The 25332-nt window shown below is 65.2% G+C and carries 27 protein-coding genes and 1 riboswitch; of the genes, 15 read left to right on the top strand and 12 right to left on the bottom strand.

The window, feature by feature from the left end; all coding sequences use genetic code 11:
• Positions 1-41 precede the first annotated feature (41 nt).
• A complete protein-coding gene (locus B586_RS02370; protein WP_047313707.1) occupies positions 42-350 on the bottom strand; it encodes a DUF3263 domain-containing protein in 309 nt (102 codons plus the stop codon).
• Positions 351-625: 275 nt separating this feature from the next.
• On the opposite strand from B586_RS02370, the gene B586_RS02365 reads away from it, so the two are divergent.
• The 6 genes from B586_RS02365 (at position 626) to B586_RS02340 (ending at position 8546) form a co-directional block, all read left to right on the top strand.
• Positions 626-1219, top strand: a complete 594-nt coding sequence (locus B586_RS02365) for a peptide deformylase (RefSeq protein WP_047313708.1) — start codon at positions 626-628, stop codon at positions 1217-1219.
• Positions 1219-2118, top strand: coding sequence for an N-acetylglutamate synthase, CG3035 family (locus tag B586_RS02360; RefSeq protein WP_054878820.1), 900 nt, complete (start codon positions 1219-1221; stop codon positions 2116-2118). Before B586_RS02365 ends, B586_RS02360 begins: the two co-directional genes overlap by 1 nt.
• Positions 2119-2181: 63 nt before the next feature.
• Positions 2182-2985, top strand: coding sequence for an exodeoxyribonuclease III (locus B586_RS02355; RefSeq protein ID WP_197079867.1), 804 nt, complete (start codon positions 2182-2184; stop codon positions 2983-2985).
• A gap of 226 nt (positions 2986-3211) precedes the next feature.
• Positions 3212-3670, top strand: a complete 459-nt coding sequence (locus tag B586_RS02350) for a hypothetical protein (RefSeq protein WP_054880761.1) — start codon at positions 3212-3214, stop codon at positions 3668-3670.
• A gap of 60 nt (positions 3671-3730) precedes the next feature.
• Positions 3731-8221 carry a cation-translocating P-type ATPase gene (locus B586_RS22555; RefSeq protein ID WP_054878821.1) on the top strand — a complete coding sequence of 1497 codons (4491 nt, stop codon included), beginning with the start codon at positions 3731-3733 and terminating at the stop codon, positions 8219-8221.
• 49 nt (positions 8222-8270) lie between these two features.
• Positions 8271-8546, top strand: a complete 276-nt coding sequence (locus tag B586_RS02340; protein ID WP_156166312.1) for a hypothetical protein — start codon at positions 8271-8273, stop codon at positions 8544-8546.
• On the opposite strand, the gene B586_RS02335 is transcribed toward B586_RS02340, so the two are convergent.
• On the bottom strand, positions 8543-8752 hold the full coding sequence (locus tag B586_RS02335; RefSeq protein WP_054878822.1) for a DUF6545 domain-containing protein: 210 nt from the start codon (positions 8750-8752) through the stop codon (positions 8543-8545). The two genes, B586_RS02340 and B586_RS02335, sit on opposite strands and share 4 nt — an antisense overlap.
• A 333-nt stretch (positions 8753-9085) precedes the next feature.
• On the opposite strand from B586_RS02335, the gene B586_RS20670 reads away from it, so the two are divergent.
• The 6 genes from B586_RS20670 (at position 9086) to B586_RS21255 (ending at position 14497) form a co-directional block, all read left to right on the top strand.
• Positions 9086-9640 carry a hypothetical protein gene (locus tag B586_RS20670; protein WP_156166292.1) on the top strand — a complete coding sequence of 185 codons (555 nt, stop codon included), beginning with the start codon at positions 9086-9088 and terminating at the stop codon, positions 9638-9640.
• Positions 9641-10013: 373 nt separating this feature from the next.
• The gene (locus tag B586_RS02325; RefSeq protein ID WP_054878823.1) at positions 10014-10667 is read left to right on the top strand and encodes a nitroreductase; all 654 of its coding nucleotides are present in this window, start codon (positions 10014-10016) and stop codon (positions 10665-10667) included.
• 120 nt (positions 10668-10787) lie between these two features.
• Positions 10788-10899, top strand: a riboswitch (TPP riboswitch).
• Positions 10888-12546 (top strand): phosphomethylpyrimidine synthase ThiC, encoded by a 1659-nt coding sequence (gene thiC / locus B586_RS02320; RefSeq protein ID WP_054878824.1) that lies wholly within the window; start codon positions 10888-10890, stop codon positions 12544-12546. (Overlaps the previous riboswitch by 12 nt.)
• Positions 12547-12596: 50 nt before the next feature.
• Positions 12597-13436, top strand: coding sequence for a bifunctional hydroxymethylpyrimidine kinase/phosphomethylpyrimidine kinase (gene thiD, locus B586_RS02315; protein WP_047313813.1), 840 nt, complete (start codon positions 12597-12599; stop codon positions 13434-13436).
• Positions 13433-14068, top strand: a complete 636-nt coding sequence (locus tag B586_RS02310) for an alpha/beta hydrolase family protein (RefSeq protein WP_054878825.1) — start codon at positions 13433-13435, stop codon at positions 14066-14068. Before thiD ends, B586_RS02310 begins: the two co-directional genes overlap by 4 nt.
• Before the next feature lie 21 nt (positions 14069-14089).
• Complete coding sequence (locus B586_RS21255; RefSeq protein ID WP_047313717.1) at positions 14090-14497, top strand: YchJ family protein; 408 nt, start codon at positions 14090-14092, stop codon at positions 14495-14497.
• 11 nt (positions 14498-14508) lie between these two features.
• On the opposite strand, the gene B586_RS02300 is transcribed toward B586_RS21255, so the two are convergent.
• The 4 genes from B586_RS02300 to B586_RS02285 all read right to left on the bottom strand — a co-directional run bounded on the left by B586_RS02300 (position 14509) and on the right by B586_RS02285 (position 19553).
• A complete protein-coding gene (locus tag B586_RS02300) occupies positions 14509-15993 on the bottom strand; it encodes a neutral zinc metallopeptidase (protein ID WP_054880762.1) in 1485 nt (494 codons plus the stop codon).
• A gap of 110 nt (positions 15994-16103) precedes the next feature.
• Positions 16104-17573 carry a M28 family peptidase gene (locus tag B586_RS02295; protein WP_047313718.1) on the bottom strand — a complete coding sequence of 490 codons (1470 nt, stop codon included), beginning with the start codon at positions 17571-17573 and terminating at the stop codon, positions 16104-16106.
• Positions 17570-19075 carry a M28 family metallopeptidase gene (locus tag B586_RS02290; RefSeq protein ID WP_047313815.1) on the bottom strand — a complete coding sequence of 502 codons (1506 nt, stop codon included), beginning with the start codon at positions 19073-19075 and terminating at the stop codon, positions 17570-17572. Before B586_RS02290 ends, B586_RS02295 begins: the two co-directional genes overlap by 4 nt.
• A gap of 178 nt (positions 19076-19253) precedes the next feature.
• The gene (locus tag B586_RS02285; protein ID WP_236971343.1) at positions 19254-19553 is read right to left on the bottom strand and encodes a DUF2752 domain-containing protein; all 300 of its coding nucleotides are present in this window, start codon (positions 19551-19553) and stop codon (positions 19254-19256) included.
• Here B586_RS02285 and B586_RS21765 point away from each other — a divergent pair.
• Positions 19480-19698, top strand: coding sequence for a hypothetical protein (locus B586_RS21765; RefSeq protein WP_236971342.1), 219 nt, complete (start codon positions 19480-19482; stop codon positions 19696-19698). The two genes, B586_RS02285 and B586_RS21765, sit on opposite strands and share 74 nt — an antisense overlap.
• Here the strand turns inward: B586_RS21765 and B586_RS02280 are convergent.
• Complete coding sequence (locus tag B586_RS02280; protein ID WP_047313816.1) at positions 19695-20021, bottom strand: CD225/dispanin family protein; 327 nt, start codon at positions 20019-20021, stop codon at positions 19695-19697. The two genes, B586_RS21765 and B586_RS02280, sit on opposite strands and share 4 nt — an antisense overlap.
• Positions 20022-20447: 426 nt before the next feature.
• Here B586_RS02280 and B586_RS02275 point away from each other — a divergent pair, with 426 nt between their 5' ends.
• Positions 20448-20960 carry a hypothetical protein gene (locus tag B586_RS02275; protein ID WP_047313720.1) on the top strand — a complete coding sequence of 171 codons (513 nt, stop codon included), beginning with the start codon at positions 20448-20450 and terminating at the stop codon, positions 20958-20960.
• Between the two features lie 25 nt (positions 20961-20985).
• Here B586_RS02275 and B586_RS02270 read toward each other — a convergent pair whose 3' ends face one another.
• The 4 genes from B586_RS02270 to thiO are packed head-to-tail and all read right to left on the bottom strand — an operon-like array spanning position 20986 to position 23758.
• Complete coding sequence (locus B586_RS02270) at positions 20986-21753, bottom strand: SGNH/GDSL hydrolase family protein (protein WP_047313721.1); 768 nt, start codon at positions 21751-21753, stop codon at positions 20986-20988.
• On the bottom strand, positions 21750-22511 hold the full coding sequence (thiG, locus tag B586_RS02265) for a thiazole synthase (protein WP_054878827.1): 762 nt from the start codon (positions 22509-22511) through the stop codon (positions 21750-21752). The genes B586_RS02270 and thiG overlap by 4 nt, the downstream gene beginning before the upstream one ends.
• Positions 22504-22728 (bottom strand): sulfur carrier protein ThiS, encoded by a 225-nt coding sequence (thiS, locus tag B586_RS02260; protein WP_047313723.1) that lies wholly within the window; start codon positions 22726-22728, stop codon positions 22504-22506. Before thiS ends, thiG begins: the two co-directional genes overlap by 8 nt.
• Positions 22729-22735: 7 nt before the next feature.
• On the bottom strand, positions 22736-23758 hold the full coding sequence (gene thiO, locus B586_RS02255) for a glycine oxidase ThiO (protein ID WP_047313724.1): 1023 nt from the start codon (positions 23756-23758) through the stop codon (positions 22736-22738).
• A 175-nt stretch (positions 23759-23933) separates the two neighbouring features.
• Between thiO and thiE the strand changes: the two genes are divergently transcribed.
• Positions 23934-24653, top strand: a complete 720-nt coding sequence (gene thiE / locus B586_RS02250; protein ID WP_054878828.1) for a thiamine phosphate synthase — start codon at positions 23934-23936, stop codon at positions 24651-24653.
• On the opposite strand, the gene B586_RS02245 is transcribed toward thiE, so the two are convergent.
• Positions 24625-25257 (bottom strand): NUDIX hydrolase, encoded by a 633-nt coding sequence (locus B586_RS02245; protein WP_047313817.1) that lies wholly within the window; start codon positions 25255-25257, stop codon positions 24625-24627. The two genes, thiE and B586_RS02245, sit on opposite strands and share 29 nt — an antisense overlap.
• Positions 25258-25332 lie beyond the last annotated feature (75 nt).

Here is a 25332-nt window from a genome sequence, read left to right as displayed (position 1 = left end):
GTATCCAGGAATGGGCCGGAACCTGCAAAACCACAGGGTTGTCAGGTCACCTCGAAGCCGAGGCGACGCGCTGCGCGCGCCTTCTGGCGGCTAGCGCGCAATCGCCGCAGCCGCTTCACCAGCATCGGGTCAGCAGCAAGCGCCTCGGGGCGATCGACCAGTGCATTGAGCACCTGGTAGTAGCGCGTCGCCGACATTGAGAACAACTCTTTGATGGCTTCTTCTTTGACACCAGCGAATTTCCACCACTGACGTTCGAACGCCAGAATGTCATGCTCGCGACGGGTGAGCCCATCGGCGATCTCAACGTCGTCCCCCGCTCGGTGTGCCCGCGCCATGGCGCCGTCCATATCGCTTCCCCTGGACCCTTCCCGCGGATTCTCAAATTGCTCGATGACTTGACCTACATAAGGGCATGTCTCGGCGCATATTCAACCATGCCGGCAAGTGTTAGCACGTAACCCAGACCCGCGAGTCGGCCGACTTGCTTGGAAGGCTCGAACCGATCGCCCGCCTTCTCCTCAGGCCGTTCCGGCCCGCATCGTCGGCGGGCTCGAACCAGATTGCCCGCCTTCTCCTCAGGCCGTTCCGGCCCGCATCGTCGGCGGGCTTAAGCTAGCCGACCATGGCAGTCGTACCCATTCGTATTGTGGGAGATCCGGTCTTACACACGCCGACAGCGCCGGTGCAGGTCGCCGCCGACGGCTCGCTACCAGCCGAGCTAGCCGGATTGATCTCCACTATGTATGACACGATGGACGCCGCCCACGGGGTCGGCCTGGCCGCGAACCAGATCGGGTACGGACTGCGGGTGTTCGTCTACGACTGCGCCGAGGACCGTGGGCAGACCGCCCGCCGCCGCGGTGTGGTCATCAACCCGGTCTTGGAAACCTCCGAGATACCCGAGACAATGCCCGACCCGGATACCGACGACGAAGGGTGCTTGTCGGTTCCCGGCGAGTCATTCCCTACCGGGCGTGCGCAGTGGGCACGTGTCACTGGCCTCGACGCCGATGGTAGCCCGGTCACTATCGAAGGCACCGGCCTGTTCGCGCGGATGCTGCAGCACGAAACCGGGCACCTGGATGGTTTTCTGTACTTGGACTGCCTCATTGGCCGGCACGCCCGCAGCGCGAAACGGGCCGTGAAGTCACACCGCTGGGGCGTTCCCGGACTGTCGTGGATGCCGGGCGAGGTGCCCGACCCGTTCGGTCACTAATGGTCTCGTGGCCGGACCTCGGAACCCGGGTCACGGTCCGGTACCGTCGTCCTGCCGGTTCGATCCCACCGCTGACCGACGTCGTAGGACACCTGCTGGCGGTCGATCCGGTGGTGCGGGTGCGAACCAAGACAGGCGCGGTCGTCGAGTGCGCACCGGCTGAGGTGGTGGCGCTGCGGGTGCTGACCGCCACACCGATACGCACCGCACAGATCCGGGGGCTTGAGCACGCAGCGGCCGCGGGCTGGCCGGGCGTCGAACAGACCTGGCTGGACGGCTGGCTGCTGCGGGCCGGACACGGAGCCACATTCGGTGCCAATTCAGCAGTGCCGCTGGATATTTCGGCTCACCCAGCTGCGATTCCAGCAATTCTTGGCTGGTACCGCCGCCGCGGCCTGACCCCGCTGCTGGCTATCCCCGATCGCTTGCTACCAGCGCCCGCCGACCTGACCAGCCAACGCACCGAGCGGGTATTGGTGCGCGACGTGTCCATCCGCGCAGCGGACCCCACCATCACCTTGTCGGCCCGCCCGGACGATGCGTGGCTGCGGCTGTACCACCAGCGAGTGCCCGTTGACGTGCTCACCGCGGTCATCGACGGCGAGCTGGTGTTCGGCACCCATCCGGGTGCCGCGGTCGCGCGTGCAGCGGTGACCGACGCGCCCGACGGCACCCGGTGGGTGGGCCTGTCCGCACTGTGCGCCGCGGACGACCCGAGCGTGGCCGGCCCCGCGGGGCGGCTGTGCGAAGAGTTGTTGGCCTGGGGCGCGCGGCGCGGCGCGACGCGCGGCTACCTGCGTGTTGACGAGGGCACGACCGCCACCGTCAGCGGCGCCCTGCCCGAGTCGTTGGGTTTCCGGCTGCACCATCGCAGTCGTTACTTCACCGCACAGTCATAATGTCTAGCCATGCCCGACGGCACGGTTGATGGCGGCGACCCGCTGCGAGTGCGATCGCCGCACCTGCGCCTGGCCACCTGGAACGTCAATTCGATTCGCACCCGTCTGGATCGCGTCGTCGATTGGCTGGTGCGCGCCGACGTCGACGTGCTGGCCATGCAGGAGACCAAGTGCTCTGATAGCCAGTTCCCCACCTTGCCGCTGTACGAACTCGGCTACGAGGTCGCCCACGTCGGCTTCAACCAGTGGAACGGCGTCGCGATAGCCTCCCGCGTCGGCCTCGAGGACGTGCAGATCGGTTTCGACGGCCAGCCCGGCTGGAGTAGTAAGCCAGCGGTGGCCGCCACCGCGGAGGCTCGCGCTCTGGGCGCCACCTGCGGCGGCGTGCGGGTGTGGAGTCTGTACGTGCCTAATGGCCGCACACTCGACGACCCCCACTACACCTACAAGCTGGATTGGCTTGCCGCGCTACGCAGTACGGCCGAAGACTGGCTACGCAACGACCCGGCCGCACAGATCGCATTGGTCGGCGACTGGAATATCGCCCCGACCGACGAAGACGTCTGGAGCACCGAATTCTTTACCGGTTGCACCCATGTCTCCGAGCCGGAACGCAAAGCGTTCAACGCGATCGTCGACGCGCGATTCACCGACGTGGTACGGCCCTTCACCCCGGGACCCGGTGTCTACACCTACTGGGACTACACCCAGCTGCGGTTCCCCAAGAAGCAGGGTATGCGCATCGACTTCATCCTCGCCTCGCCGGCGTTAGCCAGCCGGGTGACTGACGCGCAGATCGTCCGCGAGGAACGCAAAGGCAAAGCGCCCAGTGACCACGCACCGGTTCTCGTCGATCTAAAACATTGACTGACGCGCGTGCACTGCGGTTCGCCGGCCCCAACATTGCCTGCCCGCAACGCACGCGCAAGAAATTGCATCCAGCTGCTCGTTGTCTGCGCGTTTGCAACGTGGCAGGCTTTCGATTGTCAGATACGGAGAACAATTTTCGTTGTTGCTGTTAACTTTGCGTTCAGCGGGTATACAACCGTTGCCACAGGGGTTTGCAACGAGCGACTAAGACCAGGGAGTGATCATGAGCGTCGTCGGCGGGGCAGTCCGCGGCGTGGGTAGAGGTTTCGGTAAAGCGGTAAGTCGTGCGGCCACCGCAACCACAGCCGCCGCGGGCGCGGTGGGTGGCGCTGCGGTGAATGGCGTTGTCGGCGGTGTGGCGGGAGCCGCGGACGGCGTTAAACGCGGAATCAGGACAGGCAGTCACTCGACGCCTGCGGCCGCGTTGGCCTTGGGCGCGCTTGGCGTTGCCGGCCTGGTCGAGTGGCCGGTGCTGTTGGCTGTCGGCGGCGGCGCGTTGTTGTTGCGAAAAATGAGCCAAAAGCCGGACGCGACTGCGCCGGCGGCGAAAGCGAAACTCAAGCCAGTGCCCAGCGACGCGGCGCCACACAAGGCCCCGCCACGCAAGGCCACCAGCAAACCGGCTGCTAAGAAAACGACTGGCCGTCGTGCGGTCACTACTGAACTGCGGAGCACCAATTGATCGGTACCTTCAACTAGCTCCGAGTAACCATTGAGCATTGGCGCATCGATACGACGGTCTTTGCCGGTACGCGCTGTTGCAGCCGGATTCCAAGTAACCACCGCGCTTGCCAATGCCTCAATGACGACCGCGACAGCGGTCGTCGGAACGCTGCAGCAGACCGCGGGCTCGACCCGCGAGGTACTCGGCCGGCGCTGTTGGTGCGGCGACGGCCACGCCTGGATCGAAGTGCGCGGCCTTGACGACACTGGCGACGATGAACTCGGCCGTGTCGTGCTCGACGCGGTGCGGGCCCAACCCGGTGTCACCTCAGCCAGCTTGAACTATCCCCTGTCGCGCATCGTCGTCGGCATCATCGACGATCCCTCCATTTCACTGCGCGCCCTGTGCCGCGCGGTCGATAACGCCGAAAAAGCCGAAAAGCACAGCCGCCGAAGCGAAGACGCAAGAAATCCGCCGGGGCGTCCAGCGAGCCTGCCGGGCGACGGATTGGTGTTGGCTGCTCGGGCCTTGACGATGGGCGCCGCCGCGGCTGGGTTAGCTGTCGCGCTCACCGGCCGAGCGCTGCGCTGGCCGGGGTTGCCGCTGAGCGTCCTGACGGGCGTGGTCGCCGTGGACTACCAACCCCGGATACGCCGGCTGCTGGAAAACGCCGTCGGCCAGCAGGCGACCGACACGATACTGAGCCTGGCCGTTGCCGCAGCGGAAACCGTCACATTGTCATGGGCATCCTTGACGGCGGATGCGCTGATGCAGACGCTGAAGGCCGCCGAAGCCCGCGCCGAGGCACGGGCCTGGCGTCGCTTCGAACCTGAACTCGCCCGTCACCCCGACCAGCCGGCCATCCGCCCGCCGGCACGTCCGATGCCGTTACCTCGGGGCCCGCTCGAACGCACCGCCGATCGGTTCGCGGTCATCCAAGCCTTCGCCGCCGGGCTGATTGGCGTCGCTACCGGCGACGTGGAGCTGGCCGGCACCGCGGCGTTGGTGGCCACGCCCAAAGCCTGCCGGATGTCGCGTGAGGCGTTCGCCGCCACACTCGGGCAGGGCTTGGCCGACCAGCACTCGGCACTGCTCTTGCGGCCGGAGGGTCTAGGTCGGCTGGACCGGGTCGACGCGATCGTCATCGATCCCCGGGTGTTATGCAGCGACTTGTTGCGGGTGGCGCAGGTCCGCGGTGTCGACGACGACGAACTGTCCGCGATGTGGAACCGTGCCCAGATCATGCTGGCTCACCACCGCCTTCGTCCGGGCTGGCACCGGGTGCCTGGGGTATCAGCCAGCCAGCCAGATACGGTGGTGGAGGCGCTGTTTCGCCCCGCCCTCCATCCATTGGCCGCTGCGGTGATCGCCGAGGCGCGACGTGCGGAGGCGGATCTGGTCTCCGTCGACGTCGACGCGCTGGGCGAGCTCCGCTCAGCGTTCGACGACATCCGGCCCCTCAGTAACGAAGCAAACAGCTCCATCGACGCATCCATCGACGAAGCCCTGGCCAGCGCGGTAGTCACCCTGCAGCAGGCGGGCCGCACGGTGGCGGTGTTGTCGGTGGCGGGCGCCCACGCGATGGCGTCAGCCGACGTGGCGTTGGGCGTGATACCAACGCCCGGATCACACCCGCCGCCCTGGTGCGCCGACGTCATGCTGGCCGATCTCGCAGGTGCCTGGCGGGTGCTGCGCGCGCTTCCGGCGGCCCGCGCCGCAAGCCAGCGAGGAATCGAGATAGCCACCAGCGCAACAGCTTTAGGAGCAATCTTGATGCTGCCGGGTGTCCGCGGCCGGGGGCCAGGAACCGTTGCCGTCGGCGCGGTGGCCGGGGTGCTGTCGGGGTACCTGCTGGCCCGCAAGGTCGTTGGCGCAGCCACCCCACGGCCGGCACCCATCTACGAGTGGCACGCGATGTCAGTCGAGCAGGTCCGCAAGATTTTGCCTCCGCCCACCGAACCCGAAGTGCCAGATCAGCTGCCGCTTGGAGCCCGCACCCTCGCGACCGCCAAGCGTGGCGCGCAGCTGACCGAGCCGCCCAGGCATGCGGTCTGGCAGTTCTTACGAGCCGTCCGCGCAGAGTTGTCGGATCCGTTGACCCCCATGCTGGCCCTCGGCTCAGCGGCCAGCGCGGTGCTAGGTTCACCGGTCGATGCGGTGATGGTCGGGTCGGTCCTGACCGGAAACTCCATACTCGCGGCTAGCCAGCGGCTGCGCGCCGAGAGCCGGCTCAACCGCTTGCTAGCTGCCCAGATTCCGCCGGCGAGAAAGGTGCTGACCGGTCCCGACGGTCAGCCGGTGTACACCGATGTCATCGCCGAGCAACTGCGCCCGGGAGATGTCATCGAGGTCCGGACCCATGAGGTGATACCCGCCGATGCCCGGGTGATCCAGGAGGTCGACGTCGAGGTCGACGAATCCTCGCTGACCGGCGAGTCGCAGTCGGTGACCAAACAGGTCGAAGCAACTCCGGGCGCCGACCTGGCCGAACGTCGCTGCATGTTGTTTGCCGGGACCACCGTCGTGGCGGGAACCGCGGTCGCGGTGGTGACCGCTATCGGGGCCGACACTCAGCAGCGACGCGCCGCCGAACTGGTATCCAACGAGCTGTCCGACGTCGGCCTGCAACACCAACTGAGTCAGCTCACCAACCAGGCCTGGCCGGTCAGTATGACCGGCGGCGCACTGGTCACCGGGCTCGGATTGTTGCGTCGCCAGGGCTTACGCCAAGCCGTGGCCAGTGGCATCGCGGTCACGGTGGCCGCCGTCCCGGAAGGGATGCCGCTGGTGGCGACGTTGGCGCAGCAGGCGTCGGCGCGCCGGCTGACCAAATTCGGGGCCTTAGTCCGTGTCCCGCGTTCAGTGGAGGCGCTCGGCCGTGTCGACGTCGTCTGTTTCGACAAGACCGGAACGCTCAGCGAGAACCGACTGCGGGTGGCGCAGGTGCACCCAGCGCCGGGGGTCACGCGCGAGGAGGTACTGCGCTGCGCTGCCCACGCCGCGCCGGCAACCAACGGCGGCCCGCAGATCCATGCCACCGACGTGGCCATCGTCGAAGCCGCTGCGGCCGTTAAGACAGCACTCACCGCTCACCTTCCGTTCCGTTCCGGCAGGTCGTTCTCCGCGTCGGTGTCCGGCACCGAGCTGACCGTCAAGGGTGCGCCGGAAGTGGTGTTAGCCGGCTGCGCGGACGCGGCATCGAGCGCGCAACACGGCATGGAGCGCACGGTCGCCGAGCTGGCTGCCGGCGGCTTGCGGGTGATCGCGGTGGCGCAGCGTCAGCTGAGCCCGCAGCAGGCCCAGTCGGTTCTGGACGACCCCGACGTCATCGCCGGCTTCTGCCGCGACGGGTTGTCCTTCGTCGGGTTGCTCGGGCTATCCGATACCCCGCGCGCGGCAGCGGCCGAGCTACTGGCGGATCTGCGTGAACACGAGCTAGATGTGCGGCTGATCACCGGCGATCATCCGATAACCGCGGCGGCCATCGCTTCGGAACTCGGCATGGCGGTGAGCGCCGACCAGATCATCAGCGGTGCCGAGTGGGACGGCTTGTCGCGCAAGGACAAAGAGCAGGCTGTGACCGAGCGGGTCATCTTCGCCCGGATGACACCGGAGCACAAGGTGCAGATCGTGCAGACGCTGGAACGCAGCGGGCGGGTCTGCGCGATGGTCGGTGACGGCTCCAACGACGCCGCCGCTATCCGAGCATCCACCGTCGGTATCGGTGTCGTCGCGCACGGCAGCGACCCGGCCCGGGTCGCTGCCGACATGGTGTTGATCGACGGCAGGATCGAGTCGCTGCTGCCGTCAATCCAGGAGGGACGCCAACTCTGGCAGCGGGTCCAAGCGGCGGTGTCGGTGCTGCTGGGCGGCAATGCCGGCGAGGTGGCCTTCGCCATCATCGGCAGCGCGATTACCGGGATTTCGCCACTGAACACCCGGCAGTTGCTGCTGGTGAACATGCTGACCGACGCGCTGCCCGCTGCCGCCCTCGCGGTCAGCAAGCCCAGCGACCCGGCAAGCTCCGACGCCCGCGGCCCGGATCGGCGCGCGCTGTGGCGTGCTGTCGGCATCCGCGGCACGACCACCGCGGCCGCGGCCACCGCAGCGTGGGCCATCGCCAGCTTTACCGGGCTGCCGCGCCGGGCGTCCACGGTGGCGCTGGTCGCGCTGGTGGCCGCCCAGTTGGGTCAAACGCTGCTGGACTCGCATGCCTGGCTGGTTGTGCTGACCGCCCTGGGATCGCTTGTGGCGATGGGGACGTTGATCAGCATTCCGCCAGTCAGCCAGCTACTCGGCTGCACTCCGCTGGGCCCGCTGGGGTGGGCGCAGGCCCTGGGAGCCGCTGCTGCCGCAACTGTTGCCGTGGCTGTTCTAAACAGTGTGCTGATGGATCCGGACACATCATCCCCCTCGAGACCCGCACCCGATCGGTCTGCACAATCTGGACCACCCCGACGCGCCACAGCAGTGCATACAGTTGCAGCAACGGCACGTTCAGCACACGAGCCACCGACGAAACCAGCGGGTCGGCCAGGCCGTCCGTCGACGACATATGTCAGAGGGTGACCGTACGACCATGCGAGCCGGCAAACCCTTCGTTACTGAAAGGCAAATGATGGCGGAAAACAAGTCTCGCCGGGCGATGTCCCAGCGTGAAGCCGTGGAAAAAATCCGTGAAGGCGAAACCTTCGTCGTCAACCTCCCGCTGCTGGGCCAGACCGAGATACCGCGGCCCGAGCAACTGGCCTACTACGGCGGTCTGGCCGCGCTTGCCGCATTCGAACTCATCGACTGGCCGGTCGCATTGGTCATCGCTGCCGGACACCTGTTGGCGAGCAACCACCACAACCGGATTCTCGAAGAGCTCGGCGAGGCGATGGAAGAACTCTAGTCAGCCGCGTACTGGCTGGCTTGCTCAAAACAATCGGCGCCGAAATTCGACGGTAGGTCGCTGCCGCCCGACAACAGGCCGTTGTGATGCGCAGTGGTGGCGAGTTGTTCGGCGCGGGTGGTTGTTTCGGGATGCAAGTGTGGTTGAAGAATCAATAGGGCGTCACGGATTTCGATGACACGACGGTACCGGCGAGCCCGAGTCATAACCCTTGCTCTTCCCAGATCCCTGCCTTTGCCAGCCGCAATCCGCCGACACGATACCCGCCTGGGCATACCCCTGTGCACGACGGTCGCACCTCACGTTAAAGACCACATCGGTCAAAAATCCATCCTGTTGACAAAGCGGGCTCCGCAGCTAAGCTGCCCGATAGCTTGTATGAACCTGGAGCCCTCGTTCTGATTCACACGAGCTGTGCGCTCGTGAGGGGCTCACCGACCCGAATGGTTGCCGGGGCGGCAATTACCCGCGTGGGCTGAACCGGCGCACCAACCGCGTCAGCTCATAGGGGAATACACGTTATGCAAAGCAGAGCACCGATGCCGGCCGGGGTAGGTAATGCCATTGGGGTGATGGACAACGGCTACATGGTCACCAGCCTGAATAACACCCTGAACACGACTCGCAGATTGGAGTCGATGGTGCCCGGCACCACCACGATGCCCCGTGTCACAGACGATGCACCGGGCTTCGTAGTCACCGCGGAGGGTATCCGCACGCCGTTTGGCATCGATGACGACGCGTTCGACCGCTGGGTGGCCATCGAAGGCGATGAGCTGGGGTACAAGCTTTACGATCTCAGTGACGACTGTGCTGGATCGGTCTTGTCAGACTTAGTCTATGGAGCGCTCAGTGCTGGTGCGCTCGTCGGCGATCCCGACATCGAACTCAACGTCCACGCTGACGGTTCCGGATATCTCGTGCGGCTCAACAATGTCACTGGCCGCCAGCAGTTGGTAGGCCTAACCAACGGACGGCACGAATTGCGCTGGCCGCCATACGGTCTCACTCTCAGTGAAGAGACACGCTTTTACTTGCAAGAAGTCTGCGACATCGCCAACGCGCTACTCAACAACCTACTGATAGCCTGCTGAAGCCCGAGAAATTATCCGCCTCGGCCAGTCGCTGGCTGCCGCGACGCAGCGGGCAGTTTCGAGACTGCCCGGCTGGCATCAGCAGCAGCAATACCGGCTATCGCCTTATTCAGCCGGTCGACCCGGACGCCTTCAGGGCATTGCCGCGGGCGTCCGGTTATCGTGAACGCTCTTCGTCCGAAACCGCTGGCCAGAACCACGCCTTGTAGGACGAGTCTCCTGAGGACCTTCCGTATCCCCTCCTTGGAGAAGTCATCCAGGATTCGATGAATCTAGCCACTGTTGATGTGACATCGTGAGTCGCCAAGATTATGAGCACTTGGCCTAGCTTCGATATGGTCCACTCGAACGGCATCGAGTGGGGAGTGCGGGAGTGGTTGAGCTCGATCAAGTAGTGCGGGCGCGTCGATCCATCCGGCTCTTCCACCCCGATAAGTCAGTGCCACGCTCCCACGTCATCGAGGCACTGGAGTTGGCCCGGCGCGCGCCGTCACACTCCAACACGCAGCCATGGCATCTGGTGTTGGCGTCCGGCGCCGCCCGTGAGCGCCTAGTAACCGCGCTATTAAGCGAGTCCCGCATCCGAGAACCAGCGATACCCCGGCTGCCCGCCGAGTTCGAGTCGCTGAAATACGAACTGGGCGCACAACTTTACGAAAGCCTCGGTATCGCCAGAGACGATGTCGAGGGGCGTCGAAAAGCCGTCCGCCTCAATTGGCGGTTCTACAATGCCCCGCTGGCCGGCATCGTGTGCATGCCCCGCAACCTTCATCATGTCGACAGTCTCGGCGTCGGCATGTTTCTGCAGACGTTGGTCCTTGGGCTTACCGCGCGGGGACTGGGTACTTGCGTCCAGCTGCTCATCGCGGGATTTCCTGAGATCGTTCACGAAACCCTGCACATCTCGCACCGCTATGAAATTCTGTGTGGGCTCGCCATCGGGTATCCCGTCGAGGACTTCCCCGCGAACAACCTCGATGTCCCCCGCAAGCCGATCGAGCATACGGTCGTGTTCCTCGATCGCTAGGTCAATCGGCGGGCACTACATCTTGCGCCAGTAACGACTGCAGGAGGCGGCGTCCAACGAGTCTATCGCTGCCGCACGTACCCACCGCCGAGACACTGCGCTAGCGTGAGAGGGGCCCAACAAAAAGCACGCGGGAGCGCACGCCGAGTGCGCTGAGAGGACGGCTCGGGGCCGTCGACCGTACGAACCTGACCGGGTAATGCCGGCGTAGGGAGATGAAATGACCGAGACCTTGCCGAAAACCACTGCACCATCCGTGACCACCGGCCCGATCGCGGGCAGCAGCAAGACTTACCGCGAAGTAGCGAGCCCGGGTGGCGGGCCTAGCCTGCGGGTGCCGTTCCGCCGGGTGCATCTATCCACCGGAGCCCACTTCGACCTTTACGACACTTCCGGGCCCTACACCGATCCCGACGCGGTGATCGACCTGACGGCCGGGTTGCCAGCGCGGCCCGGCGTGATCCGCGACCGTGGCACGCAGCTGCAGCGGGCCCGTGCCGGCGAGATCACCGCGGAGATGGCGTTCATCGCCGCCCGCGAGGACATGCCCGCCGAGTTGGTGCGTGACGAGGTCGCCCGTGGCCGCGCGGTGATCCCAGCCAACCACAACCATCCCGAGATCGAGCCGATGATCATCGGCAAGGCATTTGCGGTCAAGGTCAACGCGAACATCGGCAACTCGGCGGTGACGAGTTCGATCGCCGAGGAGGTCGACAAGATGGTGTGGGCCACCCGCTGGGGTGCGGACACCATCATGGACCTGTCTACCGGCAAGAACATCCACGAAACGCGCGAGTGGATCCTGCGCAATTCGCCGGTGCCGGTCGGTACCGTGCCGATCTATCAGGCGCTGGAAAAGGTCAAGGGCGATCCGACCGAACTGACGTGGGAGATCTACCGCGACACCGTGATCGAGCAGTGCGAGCAGGGTGTGGATTACATGACTGTGCACGCCGGTGTGTTGCTGCGCTACGTACCGCTGACCGCCAAGCGGGTCACCGGCATCGTGTCCCGCGGCGGATCGATCATGGCGGCCTGGTGCCTGGCTCATCATCGGGAGTCGTTCCTGTACACCAACTTTGCTGAGCTCTGCGACATCTTCGCACGCTACGACGTCACCTTCTCACTGGGCGACGGGCTGCGGCCCGGATCGATCGCCGACGCCAACGACGCCGCACAGTTCGCCGAACTGCGCACCCTGGGGGAGCTGACCAAGATCGCGAAAGCCCATGGCGCACAGGTGATGATCGAGGGGCCGGGGCATATCCCAATGCACAAGATCGTCGAGAATGTGCGGCTGGAAGAGGAACTGTGTGAGGAGGCCCCGTTCTACACGCTGGGTCCGCTAGCCACCGACATCGCACCGGCCTACGACCACATCACGTCGGCGATCGGCGCGGCCATCATCGCCCAAGCCGGCACCGCGATGCTGTGCTATGTGACCCCGAAAGAGCATCTGGGGCTGCCGGACCGCAAGGACGTCAAAGACGGAGTGATCGCCTACAAGATCGCCGCGCACGCAGCGGACCTGGCCAAGGGACATCCCCGCGCGCAGGAACGTGACGATGCCCTGTCCACGGCGCGTTTCGAGTTCCGCTGGAACGACCAATTCGCACTGTCGCTGGATCCCGACACTGCCCGGGAGTTTCACGACGAGACACTGCCGGCCGAGCCGGCTAAGACCGCGCACTTCTGTTCGATGTGTGGACCGAAGTTCTGCTCGATGCGGATCACCGCCGATGTACGGGCATACGCGGCCGAGCACGGACTCGACACCGAGGAAGCCATCGAGGCAGCCCTCGAGATGGGGATGGCGGAGAAATCGGCCGAGTTCGCCGAGCACGGCAACCGGGTGTATCTGCCGATCACACAGCGGTGATCGCAAGCGCGGCGGAGCCGGGCGAAGCGGGTCGCCGCTCATCCGACCCAGTGAACTACCTGCCACTGGCGCCCCCGGGCACGACACCGCTACGGGTGCTGTCCATCGCCGGATCGGATTCCGGGGGCGGCGCGGGCATCCAAGCCGATATGCGCACCATGGCGCTGCTGGGTGTACATGCATGCACTGCAGTTACCGCGGTGACCGTGCAGAATACATTGGGAGTCAAGGACTTTCACGAAATCCCCGACGAGGTCGTGGCCAGCCAGATCGAGGCCGTGGTCACCGACATCGGCATCCAGTCCGCCAAGACCGGGATGCTGGCGTCGTCGGCCATCATCACCACGGTGGCCGCGACCTGGCGCCGGCTCGAATTGACAGCGGCGCTGGTCGTCGACCCGGTGTGCGCATCCATGCACGGAGACGCGCTGCTGGCGGGTGAGGCCGTGGATTCGCTTCGCGACCAATTGTTTCCGCTTGCCACGGTAGTGACGCCGAACCTCGACGAAGTGCGGCTGCTGGTGGGCATCGACGTGGTCGACGCCGAATCGCAACGTGCGGCCGCGAAGGCCTTACATGCCCTGGGCCCACAGTGGGTGCTGGTCAAGGGGGGGCACTTGCGGTCGTCGGACCGCAGCTGCGACCTGCTTTACGGTGGCTCTTCCGAAGGCGCCGCCTTCCACGAGTTCGACGCGCCGCGGGTGCCGACCGGCAACGACCACGGCGGCGGTGACACGCTGGCGGCCGCGGTGGCCTGCGCGCTGGCACACGGGTACACCGTGCCAGACGCGGTCGGCTTCGGGAAGCGCTGGGTCACCGCATGCCTGCGCGGCGCCTATCCGCTGGGCCGCGGCCACGGCCCGGTCTCCCCCCTGTTTCGGCTGACATGATCCTCGAGCAAATCGCCGGCATCACGCACGAACCAACCGGCACCCCTGATGGCATCGTGGTCCTCACCCACGGCGCCGGAGGAAACAGGGAATCACCACTGCTGCAACAGGTTTGCGACGAGTGGGCGCGACGCGGCTGGCTGGCGGTGCGGTATAACCTGCCGTTCCGTCGGCGCCGACCCAAGGGTCCGCCGTCCGGGTCAGGGGCAGACGACCGCGCCGGGATCGTCGAGGCGATCACGTACTGCCGTGGCCTTGTCGGCGGCCCGCTGATCGCCGGCGGACATTCCTACGGCGGTCGGCAAACCTCAATGGTGGTGGCCAGCCGCGAGGCGCCGGTGGACCTGCTGACGCTGTTCTCTTATCCCGTTCACCCGCCGGGCAAGCCGGAACGCACCCGCACCGAGCATCTGCCGGATATCGCGGTGCCCACCGTGTTCACTCATGGCACGTCGGATCCCTTCGGCACGTTGGCCGAGGTACACGATGCGGCGGCGATGATCACCGCGTCGACCGAGGTCGTCGAGATCGCCGGTGCGCGCCACGATTTGGGCTCGAAAACCCTCGACGTGCCCGCTCTCGCGGTCGAGGCGGCGCTGCGACTGCTGCCGAACCCACGTGACCTCGTCTAGCGAAGGGCGGCCAAACCTGAGATGACCGAACTCTTCGGATCCCTGTGTCCGTGCAGCAGTGGAGCCGACTATTCCGCCTGCTGCGGGCCGTTGCACCATGGGGAGCGACAGGCCCGATCAGCTGAGGAATTGATGCGGTCGAGGTATGCGGCATACACCCGTGGTGATGTCAACTACTTGTTTCGAACCTGGCACCCACGCACGCGACCGGTCGATGTGGCCGTTGATCCAGGCATCACCTGGACTGGTCTGGAGGTGACCGACACTCTCGCTGGCGGCCCCAACGATGATTGGGGGGAAGTGGAGTTCACAGCCCGATTCGAGTCGGCGGCCCACACCGGCAGCATGCATGAGCGCAGCCGTTTCGAACGGCGCGCCGGCCGATGGTTTTACCTCGATGGCTCAGCGAACGAATCATCATCCACGTAGGGCTACCCGTCTTATCCCGGATACCGGGTGTAGCACACGTCCATATTGCCGCCCACGCCGGCGCGAAAAGCCGCGATTCGCGTGAAGCCGGCCGGCACCGTGGTGCCGGCGGCGTCGCTGGCGACCAGGTGGTTGGTAAGCAGCCCGGAAACGGCTTTGTCGAGATCACCGGCGCTCAGCAACAGCTCCTTATGGTCGGGGGTGTCGATGGGCTCAGCCATCTTGCGGTGCACATAACCGGTCAAGCACGCGGTCCGCAGGGCCGTCCACGGGCTTTGCATCGACAGGCCGCGTTCGTGCTGCACCGCCAGCGTGTATCGCGACATCACGATCGACAGGGCGGTGTCGTCACCTTGCGGCAGCGTGTATTCATTTGCGTCGGAGACCTTTCCGATCGTCACCAACGCCGGCAGATCGACCGCAATGGTGTTGCTGGCCGGACAGTAGGACGCCGGTGGACTGGGCTTCGTGCCGGGACAATCGGCGGGCTGGTAGGACAACATGGGCGGTTGCTTGAGCGAGAAGATCTGTCCCATGATCTCCATGAGCGTGGACAGCGTGTCTTCGTTGATCGGGACCTCACCGGGCTCGGTGTCCCCGTTGAGATCGACCCGCAAGGTCGTCGGCAGGTCGCCGCGACGCTGCTCGATCTCCACAACGTTGATCCCCGCGCACGCCGAAGCGCCGGTGATGAAGCCCATCTGGAAGGCGCTGACGCGCTCCAAGGCCGACCCATGTTCGTCGTCGTTTTGGGCGTCGGCGTCCATAATCGGGTCACGGGTGGTGATGATCCCCGCGAGCACGTGGTCAAGCCCGTCGGCGGTGCTCAGGGTGAAGCGCGGCGACTTACCTGCGGCCACCCAATACAGATAGACGCCGGCGAAACAATCGGCTTGCTGTTCGCGGACGATGGTGGGGTCTTTTCTGGTCACCAGTTTCGCCATCTGCTGCAGCGCGTGCCCGAACTCATGTGCTAGCACCCCATTGACGGCCATGTCGCCGAAATAGCGTTGCGCGACTGGCATAAACACTCCGCGATCCCAGGCGATCAGGTTGCAGCGAGGTGTGAAAAAGGCGTTGACGAGCTGGTAGGTCTCGCTGTGGCAGACAATCGGACCGTCGCGGTCGTCGGAGTCGTAGGAGACCAGCTTACCGATCGGAGTGAACGTTCCTTTCAGCGATTGGCGGTACACCCGCTGCCAATACTCCTGGATATCGTTGACCGATAGCAACGACAACTTGTCGATCGCTCCGTTGTCGGTGTTGACCACCGTGCCTGCCGGAGCCGGTGCCTTCGGGCGAGACCCGCTCGGACCATTGGTGGCGGGCAGGTCCGCCACCCGGAACGGGTCGTTGAGCATCGACAGCGCGCGCCCGTCCACGAAAGTGGTGCATCCTGCCACCATGAGTGCCGCCCCTGCGCAAGCGATAGCCGCCCTCGCCCTGCGCGAGCAATCGCCGCGCCACTGACCTCGATTCCGCTCCCGACTATTCATGGCCAACCCCATTCCGACCGGTTGCACGGTCGCATCAAAGGGATCTCATTCTAAATCGGTTGATAGACGGGCATGGCGCAAATCACGGCACGGCGACGTGCCAACAGTCGCTACGGGCCCTGCGTGCGATGCCGCTTGCCATGGGGCGGGACGCCGTTGACTCCCTCGATCGATTCGGCGTAGTGGCCCACCGCAAACGCCACTCCAGAACCCATGATCGCCAATGCTTCCCGGTTGATGTTATCGATGGTGTCGTGAGCGCCCTGATAGTTGGGGTCGAACCAAACTCCGGGCTGGCCACCCCAAAGCCGGGCTTGCGCATTGGTTTTCATCTGCGAAGCACCGGCGGTCACACCCCCGATCGGAACACCCGCGACCATGAACGGGTAGTAGTCAGTCCCGGAGGTCAACGGCATGTCGGCGGGCCGCTTCCCGGCCAAGTTCAAATAGCCGGCCAGTGTGCGCTCAATACCGCCAGAACCTGCGGGTACATCTCCGGACGCCACACCGGGCCCCGGCGGACCCGACTGGTCACCGTCGATGGTGAAAAAGCCGGCATTGGGTGACCCCAGCATGTTGAAGTCCAGGTATAGCGCGATGTCGTTGAGTTGATCGTGGCTCAACTCAACGACGTAATCGCTAGAAGCATTGAGCCCCTTCACCTCGGCCCCCCAGAACGCAAACCGCACCGCATTGGTCACCGGCGCCAACGGACCCAGCTGCAACGCCGTTTCCAGCACCGCAGCCACCCCGGACCCGTTGTCGTTGATGCCAGGACCCGCCGGCGCGCTGTCAAGGTGCGCACCCACCATCACCACGTCGTGGGTCGAGCCGGTCTTAGTCTGCGCCAATACATTTCGTGATGTAATCTTCACGGTCGCAGTGTCTAAAGTGAGCTGTACTGTCGCGGTGGTGCGCCGCAACTCGGCGCCGACAGCGGCCCCGACAACCGCGACCGGCGCGGTCAGCTGATCGTAGTAGCGGGGCGGGAACAATGCGGCCGCTGCGCCGTCCCCGGGCTCGCTGACGATGATCAGCGCGGCAGCGCCCTTAGCCATCGCAGCGTTTTGCTTATCGATAGCCGTGCAGCCGCTGTCATCGACGACGGCGATCGCGCCCTGCGGTGCGACAGCCGGATAATCGGTGGCGGCACACCCGGTCGGTTTGGCGGGCCAAACCAGCCGACCGGTCAAGCCTGCAGGCGGTGTACGCACCAGCAACGAGGCCTGGTCGACCGAATAGGTACGGCCGCTGACCACCACCTCCTGCCTGCCACGCGACGGGGTGTACAACCGGTCGAACTGTGGCGTAGACACCTCGAAGCCCTTGCTACGGAGAGCCGTCGCGACATAGTCCACGCTGGCTTCGTAGCCGGGTGTCCCCTCTGCTCGATTTCCCTTGTTGGCGTTGGCGATATCCTGCAGTGCGTGTAGGTGCACGAACATCTGGTCCGCGGTGACGTTCCCCGCCAATCTATGACCCAGGTCCGGCGCCGCAGCCGGCGGCCCCGGTCGCATCCACGAACATCCCACCAGCAGCCCGGTCAGCAGCAGCACCGTTGCGCACAGCCGAGCGATCATGGCTTGCTGAGCACGTTTCGCGTGCGGTCCGCCATGATCGGAACCCCGTTGCGGCCGCTGAGATCCTGCGCGTACAGCCCCACCGCGTAGGCCACGCCGGCGCCATTGATACCCAATGCGGTGCGGTCGATGTGATCGAGGGTGTCTGTTTTCTGGTGGTAGTTCGGGTCGAACGGCTCGTTAGCGGTCCCGCCCCACAGCTTGGCCTGCTCGTCGGACTTCTTGACCTCCGCGCCGGAGAACAGCCCGCCCGCCGGGATGCCCGCCAAGGTGAATCCGTCGTAGTCAGAGCGGCCGTCGAACGACGTGTCCTGCGCGGTCTTGCCGGCCGACTTTAGGTAGGCGACCAACGCACGCTCGATACCGGCCGAACCTTCAGGCACCACCGGCCGGCCGCGAACGTCCAGCGGCAGCGACTGGTCTCCGTCATAGACGAAGTAACCTGGGTTGGGCGACGCGAGCATGTCGAAATTCAGGTACAACGCAATGTTTTTCAGCGCGTTGACATCCAGTGACGAAACGTAATTCCGTGACCCGATCAGGCCGAGCTCCTCCGCACCCCAGAAGCCGAACCGCACCGCATTGTGCACCTGCGGCGAGCTACCCAGCTGCACCGCGGTTTCCAGAACCGCGGCCACCCCGGAACCGTTGTCGTTGATGCCCGGTCCCTCGGGCACGCTGTCCAAGTGCGCGCCGACCATTACCACATCGGTAGTAGACCCCGTCTTGGTCTGGGCGATGATGTTGCGGGCCTTGAAATTCTGGGTGCTGGCATTGAGTTTGACGGTGACTGGTTCGAGGGTCGGTCCGAGCTGAGCGCGCAGCTGCACACCCACGGACTTGGTGACGCTCACCGACGGGATCTTGACATCGGTGGTTGCCCCCAGGGTCCCGCCCATCCGCTCCTCGTCGACGTTGTCAACGACGATCATGGCCACCGCGCCGCGCTGCGCCGCGACATCTTCCTTCTGGGCGAACGGGCAGTTGCCCCGGTCCACCAGCACGACAGCCCCCTGCGCCGGCACCCTGTCGTAGTCGGACGCCGTGCAGCCAGGGCTGTCGCCGGCCGGCGCGGCCACCAGCGGCCCCGTCACCCCGTCCGGCGGAGTGCCGAGACTGTACTCCAGCGCATGGGCCGGCGTACTCTTACCGGCCACCGTGACAGACCCCGTGTCAGCGTGAAACACCCGAGCCGAAAACTCCGGCGTCTCCACATTAAAACCGCTGTGGCGCAAAGCGTTTACCACGTAGTCGACGCTGGCTTCATAGCCAGGGGTGGCCACCGCCCGGGTGCCGTTGTTGGCGTTGGCAATGTCTTGAAATTTTGACAGGTGCGCCATCATCGCATCGGCGCTGACCCGGTTACGCAACGTGGCAGCAAACTCGGTCGCCGCAGTGGCGCTGGTCGCTTGCTGCGACTTGGCCGACCAGCAGCCAGCCAAACATGCGGTGAGCGCGGCCACCGCCAACACCACCGAGATCGTCTTTGATTTGTTCGCCATCGCGACCAGGTTAGACGGCCGCGCATTCGCCGCGCCGATGGGCCACTGCAATGACCGCACCCAGCGCCCCGGGTGCACCCGCGATGACGCCTCTCACCACAAATCAGGCCACGCAAACCGGCATCCAAGTAGCGTCTGAGTCCTATTGCGCCGATGCGACGTTCGGGTCACAGCGAGGCTAGACATACAGCCCAGTGAAGGGCGCAAAAGGGATGTTGCGCACCACAAACCAAGCCGCCACCAACGACAATGTCACCACCGCCGACCAGCGATGGTGCTGCCAGCTCCCGATCCGTCGACCGACCAAGCGGCCGTACGTCCAAGCCAGGTATGTCCACACCAACAGCAGCACCGCCGTCAGGCCCAGTGCATTAAACCTGGCGGCCGCCAACAGATTGCCGTGCATGAGCGAATACAACATTCGCAAACTACCGCACCCGGGGCAGTCGATACCCAACAGTGCCTTTGCGGGACACACCGGCAGCGGGCCGTTCGGCGTGGTCGGATCACTCACCCAGATCGTGGCGCACACCAACGTCGTAGCGGCGGCCACCATCAGCGGCGCACCCCACCTCAGCCTCACCGACCCTTGCCGGGTCACCACGACCGCGCCCCTGGCTTAGAACATCGCTGCAAGCATTGCCGCGTTCGTACTCGTATTCAGGGCGCCCACCGCCATCAAGATCCCATAGATGACGAACACGACCACGCCTATAACGGCTGACCAGATCGAGAGTTTCTTAGCGCTGTCGGCGGCGGCCTGCGCCTCAGCGTAACGGCCAGATGCCCATAAACCGTTGACCTGGCTGGATTTGACGATCGCAACGATCCCCAAGGGAAGGCAGCAGAACAACGTCACCAGAATGGACCACACCAGGTAGTTGTTCGGCGCTTGCCCGGCAGGCGGTTGCGGCGGGTAACCAGGCGGTGGTGGCTGTGCAGTCATCCGATTCTCCACTCAAGAGAAGTTAGCTGGCTTCAAGCGTTGCTTACCCTACCCGAGCGGCGTCGCAACGGCGGTACCAACGGAAAAACTCGCTGCGGGCATTGTTACCGCATCATCGGCTACGCGACGGCCACATCGCTAGGTTGCAGCCTCATCGCAGCCGAAATACCTTTGCTGCTTTCGGGTTTCGAACAGCGCAATTCAGCCGTTTTTTGGTTTCGTTGACAGCAACACAGCGACACTGCACGAGCCAAGCCGCGATTGATGCCGAGACAGATAATTTCTAGCGGAATGTGTTGCATGGCCGCGAGATATCCCTGCCATCCCTGTTTAGCAAAAGCCCGGTTTTTGGTGAGCACCGCACATACACTCCCCGGTGTCAGCGCAGCCGCACCGCTGGTCCGACAACCGTTAGGAGCCACCAGGATGTCTCATCTCACCACTACGCTGCGAGCCGCGACGGCTGCAGCCCTGATGAGCAGTTTTGCTTGCCCGGGCACTGGCACGGCGACCGCAGACCCCACCTCATCAGACGTGAACACGCTTGCCGGCTCTCTGTCCAAGGGCTACAACTCCAACAACTGCAGTTCCCAGACCCCACCGAGTGGCGTGCTGGCCGTACTCGAGTGCGGACAAAACGCCGACCCCGACGGGCCGGTCAAGGCCAGGTACCTGCTCTTCAGCAACGGCAGCGATATGGCCAGCTCGTTCACCACCAGTATCGGCTCGGACACCCTGGCCGACTGCGGCGACGTCAAGTCGCCCACCGTATGGCACCAGGGCAGCTCCACCGACTCGGCCGGCCAAGTGGCGTGCGGGACCTACCACGGCAGCGCCGAAGTCATCTGGACCGCTGACGCCAAAAACGTGTTGGGTGTTATCGACGCGGCCGACGGCAACGTTCCGAAGATCTATGCCTGGTGGCAGAAAAACGGTTGACCTTCGCGATTGGGCTGCAACTGGCCTATAACTGGGCCACCACCAATTCCGCCACCGCGCGCATCCCGGCAGCGTTAGGGTGCAACGGAGCCGGCCGACCCGGCGGCGCCACACTGGATTTGGTCGGCTTGGTCGTCCAGGGTTCGCCCGACCATGCGTGGTGGTGCCGGCTGGCCGCGGCCGCGCGGACAGCCTCGCAGCCGGTTGCGGCGGCGGCGTCGGCTGTGAGTCGTTCCAGGGTGCTCGCCACATGGCGACCCAGATCCACCTCCGCTTCCGAAAGCGGCCGAGCCGGCGCGCCCGCAGGCGGCAGCAGTGTCAAGTAGTCGACGAAGAAGACCCGAGCGCGTGGGGCGTGTTGGCGTACCGCCCGACCGACCCTGCACAACGAGTCGAACACCTCCTTCAGCGCTCGATCGCGTGCATCGCGGTCCAGCAGTTCACGGATACGTCCACCTATCACCGGGAGATGGCGCGCTATCCGCGGCAGCGAGGCAGCCATCAGCAACGGGACGTATCCAACGTCGTTGCCTCCGATCGTGATCGTGACCAAGGTCTCCGAACCGTCCAACGCAGTGATTTGGGGTGGAGCGCTGCCCTGGTGATCGGCCAATATGTGGGCAGTGGTGGCGCCAGAAAAGGAGACGTCGACAAGCTGCAGGTTGAGTCGCTCGGCGACCAAATGCGGGTAATTGCGCGCCGATCGACCTGACCCCCATGGCGCGCCAGCAACGCGGGGCCGGATACCGGGACCGGCCGCCATCGAACTACCCAGTGCGACATACCTGTTCATCGTCGGGCCGGACTGGAAGCCTGCGCCCAGAAGCGTTTTGGGATCCGCCCGGCCCGGCGTGCCAGATAGCCGGCGGTAACGGCGGCAGCCATCGCAGCGGCCATTGCCGGCGGGTCGACGGCCCGAGTCACCGCAGAAGCCAACAGCACAGCATCGCAGCCCAATTCCATCGCTAAGGCGGCGTCGCTCGCGGTACCGATGCCGGCGTCGAGCACCACCGGGACGCCGGCCTGAGCGACGATCATCTCGATATTGTGTGGATTGTTGATGCCAAGGCCAGTGCCAATCGGTGATCCTAGCGGCATCACCGCCGCGCAACCGGTGCCCTCCAGCCGCTGAGCCAGCGCCGGGTCGTCGTTGGTATACGGCAGAACCACAAACCCATCGTCGACTAATTGCTCTGCCGCCCTTACTAATTCAACGCCATCCGGCAGCAAGGTGCGTTCGTCGGCGATCACCTCGAGCTTGATCCAGTTGGTGTTCAACGCCTCGCGGGCCAGCTGTGCGGTCAGCACCGCCTCTGCAGCGCTGCGACACCCGGCGGTATTGGGCAGCGGCATGATGCCAAGCCGGTTGAGCAGGTCGAGCAGTCCGGTTCCACCCTCGGCGTCGACCCGGCGGATCGCGACGGTCGTCAGCTCGGTACCTGAGGCGATCAGCGCCTCTTCCAATACCGCCAAGTTTGCGGCTCCCCCGGTACCCATGATGAGCCGCGAAGCGAAGCTGCGGTCCCCGATCGTGAGTTTTGATTCAACCACCTTGCACCGCCGTAACCACTTCGAGTCGGACCGGCTCAGACCGCCCAGAAAGAGCGGGAAGCTCAGAAACTTTTGTCGCCCAGTCAGATCGAGGCAGCACTGAGAAGTCTACAGCCACTGCGATACCACCAGCCGGGAAGCCCAGCGACGCTAGCAGCGCGGCGACGGTGATCTGCTCGTCGACCTCGACCTGCTGTTCGTTGACGACGACAATCATCGGACGATCACGCTTGCGCTCCGACCGCGGCAAGTTCGGACATGATCTGTTCAGCTGTCCACGGTGCCAGCAGAAATCCCGATCGGCCGTGGCCGGCGGCGACCAGCGTCCGGTTATCCAGACGGTGCACGAGTGGCAGATTATCCGGCGTCATTGGGCGTAGCCCAGCGGCGCACTCAGCCAATTCGTACTCGCCCAACGCCGGCAGCACGGCACACGCATCGTCAAGCAGGTCACGCACTCCGGACACGACCGGAGCGTTGTCCCGGCCGTGTTCGTACTGGGTGGCACCGACGACCACGCCGTCCGCACGCGGAACCAGGTACACCTGCCGACCATGCACCCGTGCTCGAATTACCCTTTGCAGCAACGGCATACAACCATATCGCCAACGCAAACGCAGCACCTCTCCCTTCACCGGACGGACCGGTAGGCCGGGCCACAACGCGGGCGCGTCAATGCCGTTGGCAATCACTACCGCGTCTGCGTCAACATCGGATAGGTCGTTCACCGGCGCGGCCCACCGCACCCCTAGACGCTCGCAGTCTAAGCACAGCGCGTCGAGCAAGGCCCGGTTGTCCACTGCCAGTTCGGTCGGCGCCCGAAAACCATGTCGGACGCCTTGTGCCAGCAGGGGTTCGACGTCGCGGGCAGCTGACTCCCAGATCACCGGGTGGCCTTGCGTGGACAACCAGTCCGCAACCGTGCGCAGGTCAGCGACATCGGCTTGGTCGACGGCCACCACCAGCGACTCGCGTGCGGTAATCACCTCCGGCGCCAGCCCGTCGGTAAATCCGCCTTGGTGCCACAACCGCAGCGACTCGAGGCCCAGCTGCAACAGCCGTTCCTCGCCGGGCCAGCCTTCGCTGTGCGGGGCCAGCATGCCCCCGGCAACCCAGGACGCGCCGTGCTCGCGGGTTCGGTGTACCCGCACGGACCATCCAGCCTGCGCTGCGCGGCGTGCCACCGACAACCCGATGACGCCGCCGCCGATAACGCCCAGCGACCCCGTGGGTGGGCCTGACGGCATCTTTGGCCTCCCTTCGCCGGCATGATCCGGATCAGGTGTGACGGTAAGGGCAGGTCCGAAGTGCAAGCTGGCTTGCACAAACTTGCACAAAGGGGTAGCCCACTCTCAGCCCCGCTCCCGGGACTCCCGTGTCTCTAGTTCTTCGGGTCCCACGCTAGCGCGCTAGCGTCGCGGTGTGCACGAACCTCATGGGCAGTCCGCGATCCGTCTGGCCACCCGTCTCGCCAAGGCGAAGCTGTATCTTTGCACCGACGCGCGGCGTGAGCGCGGCGACTTAGCCCAATTTGTCGACGCCGCCTTGGCCGGCGGGGTGGACATCGTCCAGCTGCGCGACAAGGGTTCCGTCGGTGAGCAACAGTTTGGGCCGCTGGAAGCACGCGACGAGCTAGCCGCGTGCGAGATCCTCGCCGACGCGACGCGACGGCACGGCGCCCTGTTCGCGGTCAACGACCGCGCCGATATTGCCCGTGCGGTGGGCGCCGACGTGCTGCACCTGGGGCAGGGTGATCTGCCGCCTGACCTGGCGCGACAGATCGTGGGTCGGCACACGCTGCTCGGCCTGTCCACCCATAACCGAAACCAGGTTGCCGCCGCCGCGGCCGCCTTGAACGCCGGCATGCTCGACTATTTCTGCGTCGGGCCTTGCTGGCCCACCCCGACCAAACCGGGCCGGCCGGCTCCGGGTCTTGAACTGGTGCGGGCCGCCTCTCAAATCAGCTCTGAACTCGCCGGCGACAAACCGTGGTTCGCTATCGGCGGTATCGACGCGCAGCGGCTGCCCGACGTGCTCCATGCCGGTGCCCGCCGGATCGTGGTGGTGCGGGCCATCACCGCGGCCGACGACCCACGGGCCGCGGCCGAACAGCTTATTTCGGCGCTGAGAGCAACGAGCTGATCCGGCGACTCAACTGCGACGGTGCCTGATCCGCGTCACCCGGCATACACCAGACGAAGACTCCCGTCTCAATCTCGACGGTGCGAGGCAGGCCCTGCCGGCGTTGGTCGCCGCGATCTAGCGGCACGGTGGCCGGGGCGGTGCGCAGCCGTTGCCAGCTGGCGGCCAACCCGGGATGCAGCGGCAGGTCGGCCACCTCGAACTCAGCAACCCAACGCAATTCGGCGCTTTCCCGGTTGGGCACGGTGTGCAGCAACTCGCGGGCATCGGCGACAACCGTGGTGTAGGTCCAGGTAGTACCCCTGAGCGCGGAGACCTCGGCCGTCACCACCGTCGCCCGTACCGCGAGTCGCTCTGCGGTGAGACCGGCCTCTTCGCGAGCTTCGCGGACCGCGGTCTCCTCGGGGGTCTCGTGGCTATCCCGAGCGCCACCAGGCAAACCCCAGGTGCCGCCTTGATGACTCCACGACGCCCGATGCTGCAGTAGCACCGCGGGGGTGCCGTCGCGCTGCGGTGCCCGAAGCAGCAGACCGGCCGCGCCATACCGACCCCAGTAGTGGACGCCGCTGTCGGATACCACCCATCCGTCACCGTCGCCCTGCACGCGTTTCAGGATATGCAGATCAATTGGGTCCGCCTCCCCCATCCGCGGCAACATTCTCTTAGAATTCGCTTATAG

Origin of the sequence: Mycobacterium haemophilum DSM 44634 (assembly GCF_000340435.2) — a bacterium.
GTDB classification, from domain to species: Bacteria; Actinomycetota; Actinomycetes; order Mycobacteriales; family Mycobacteriaceae; genus Mycobacterium; species Mycobacterium haemophilum.
The sequence above is the reverse complement of the archived record's forward strand: the minus strand, read 5'-3'. Positions and strand labels throughout refer to the sequence as shown.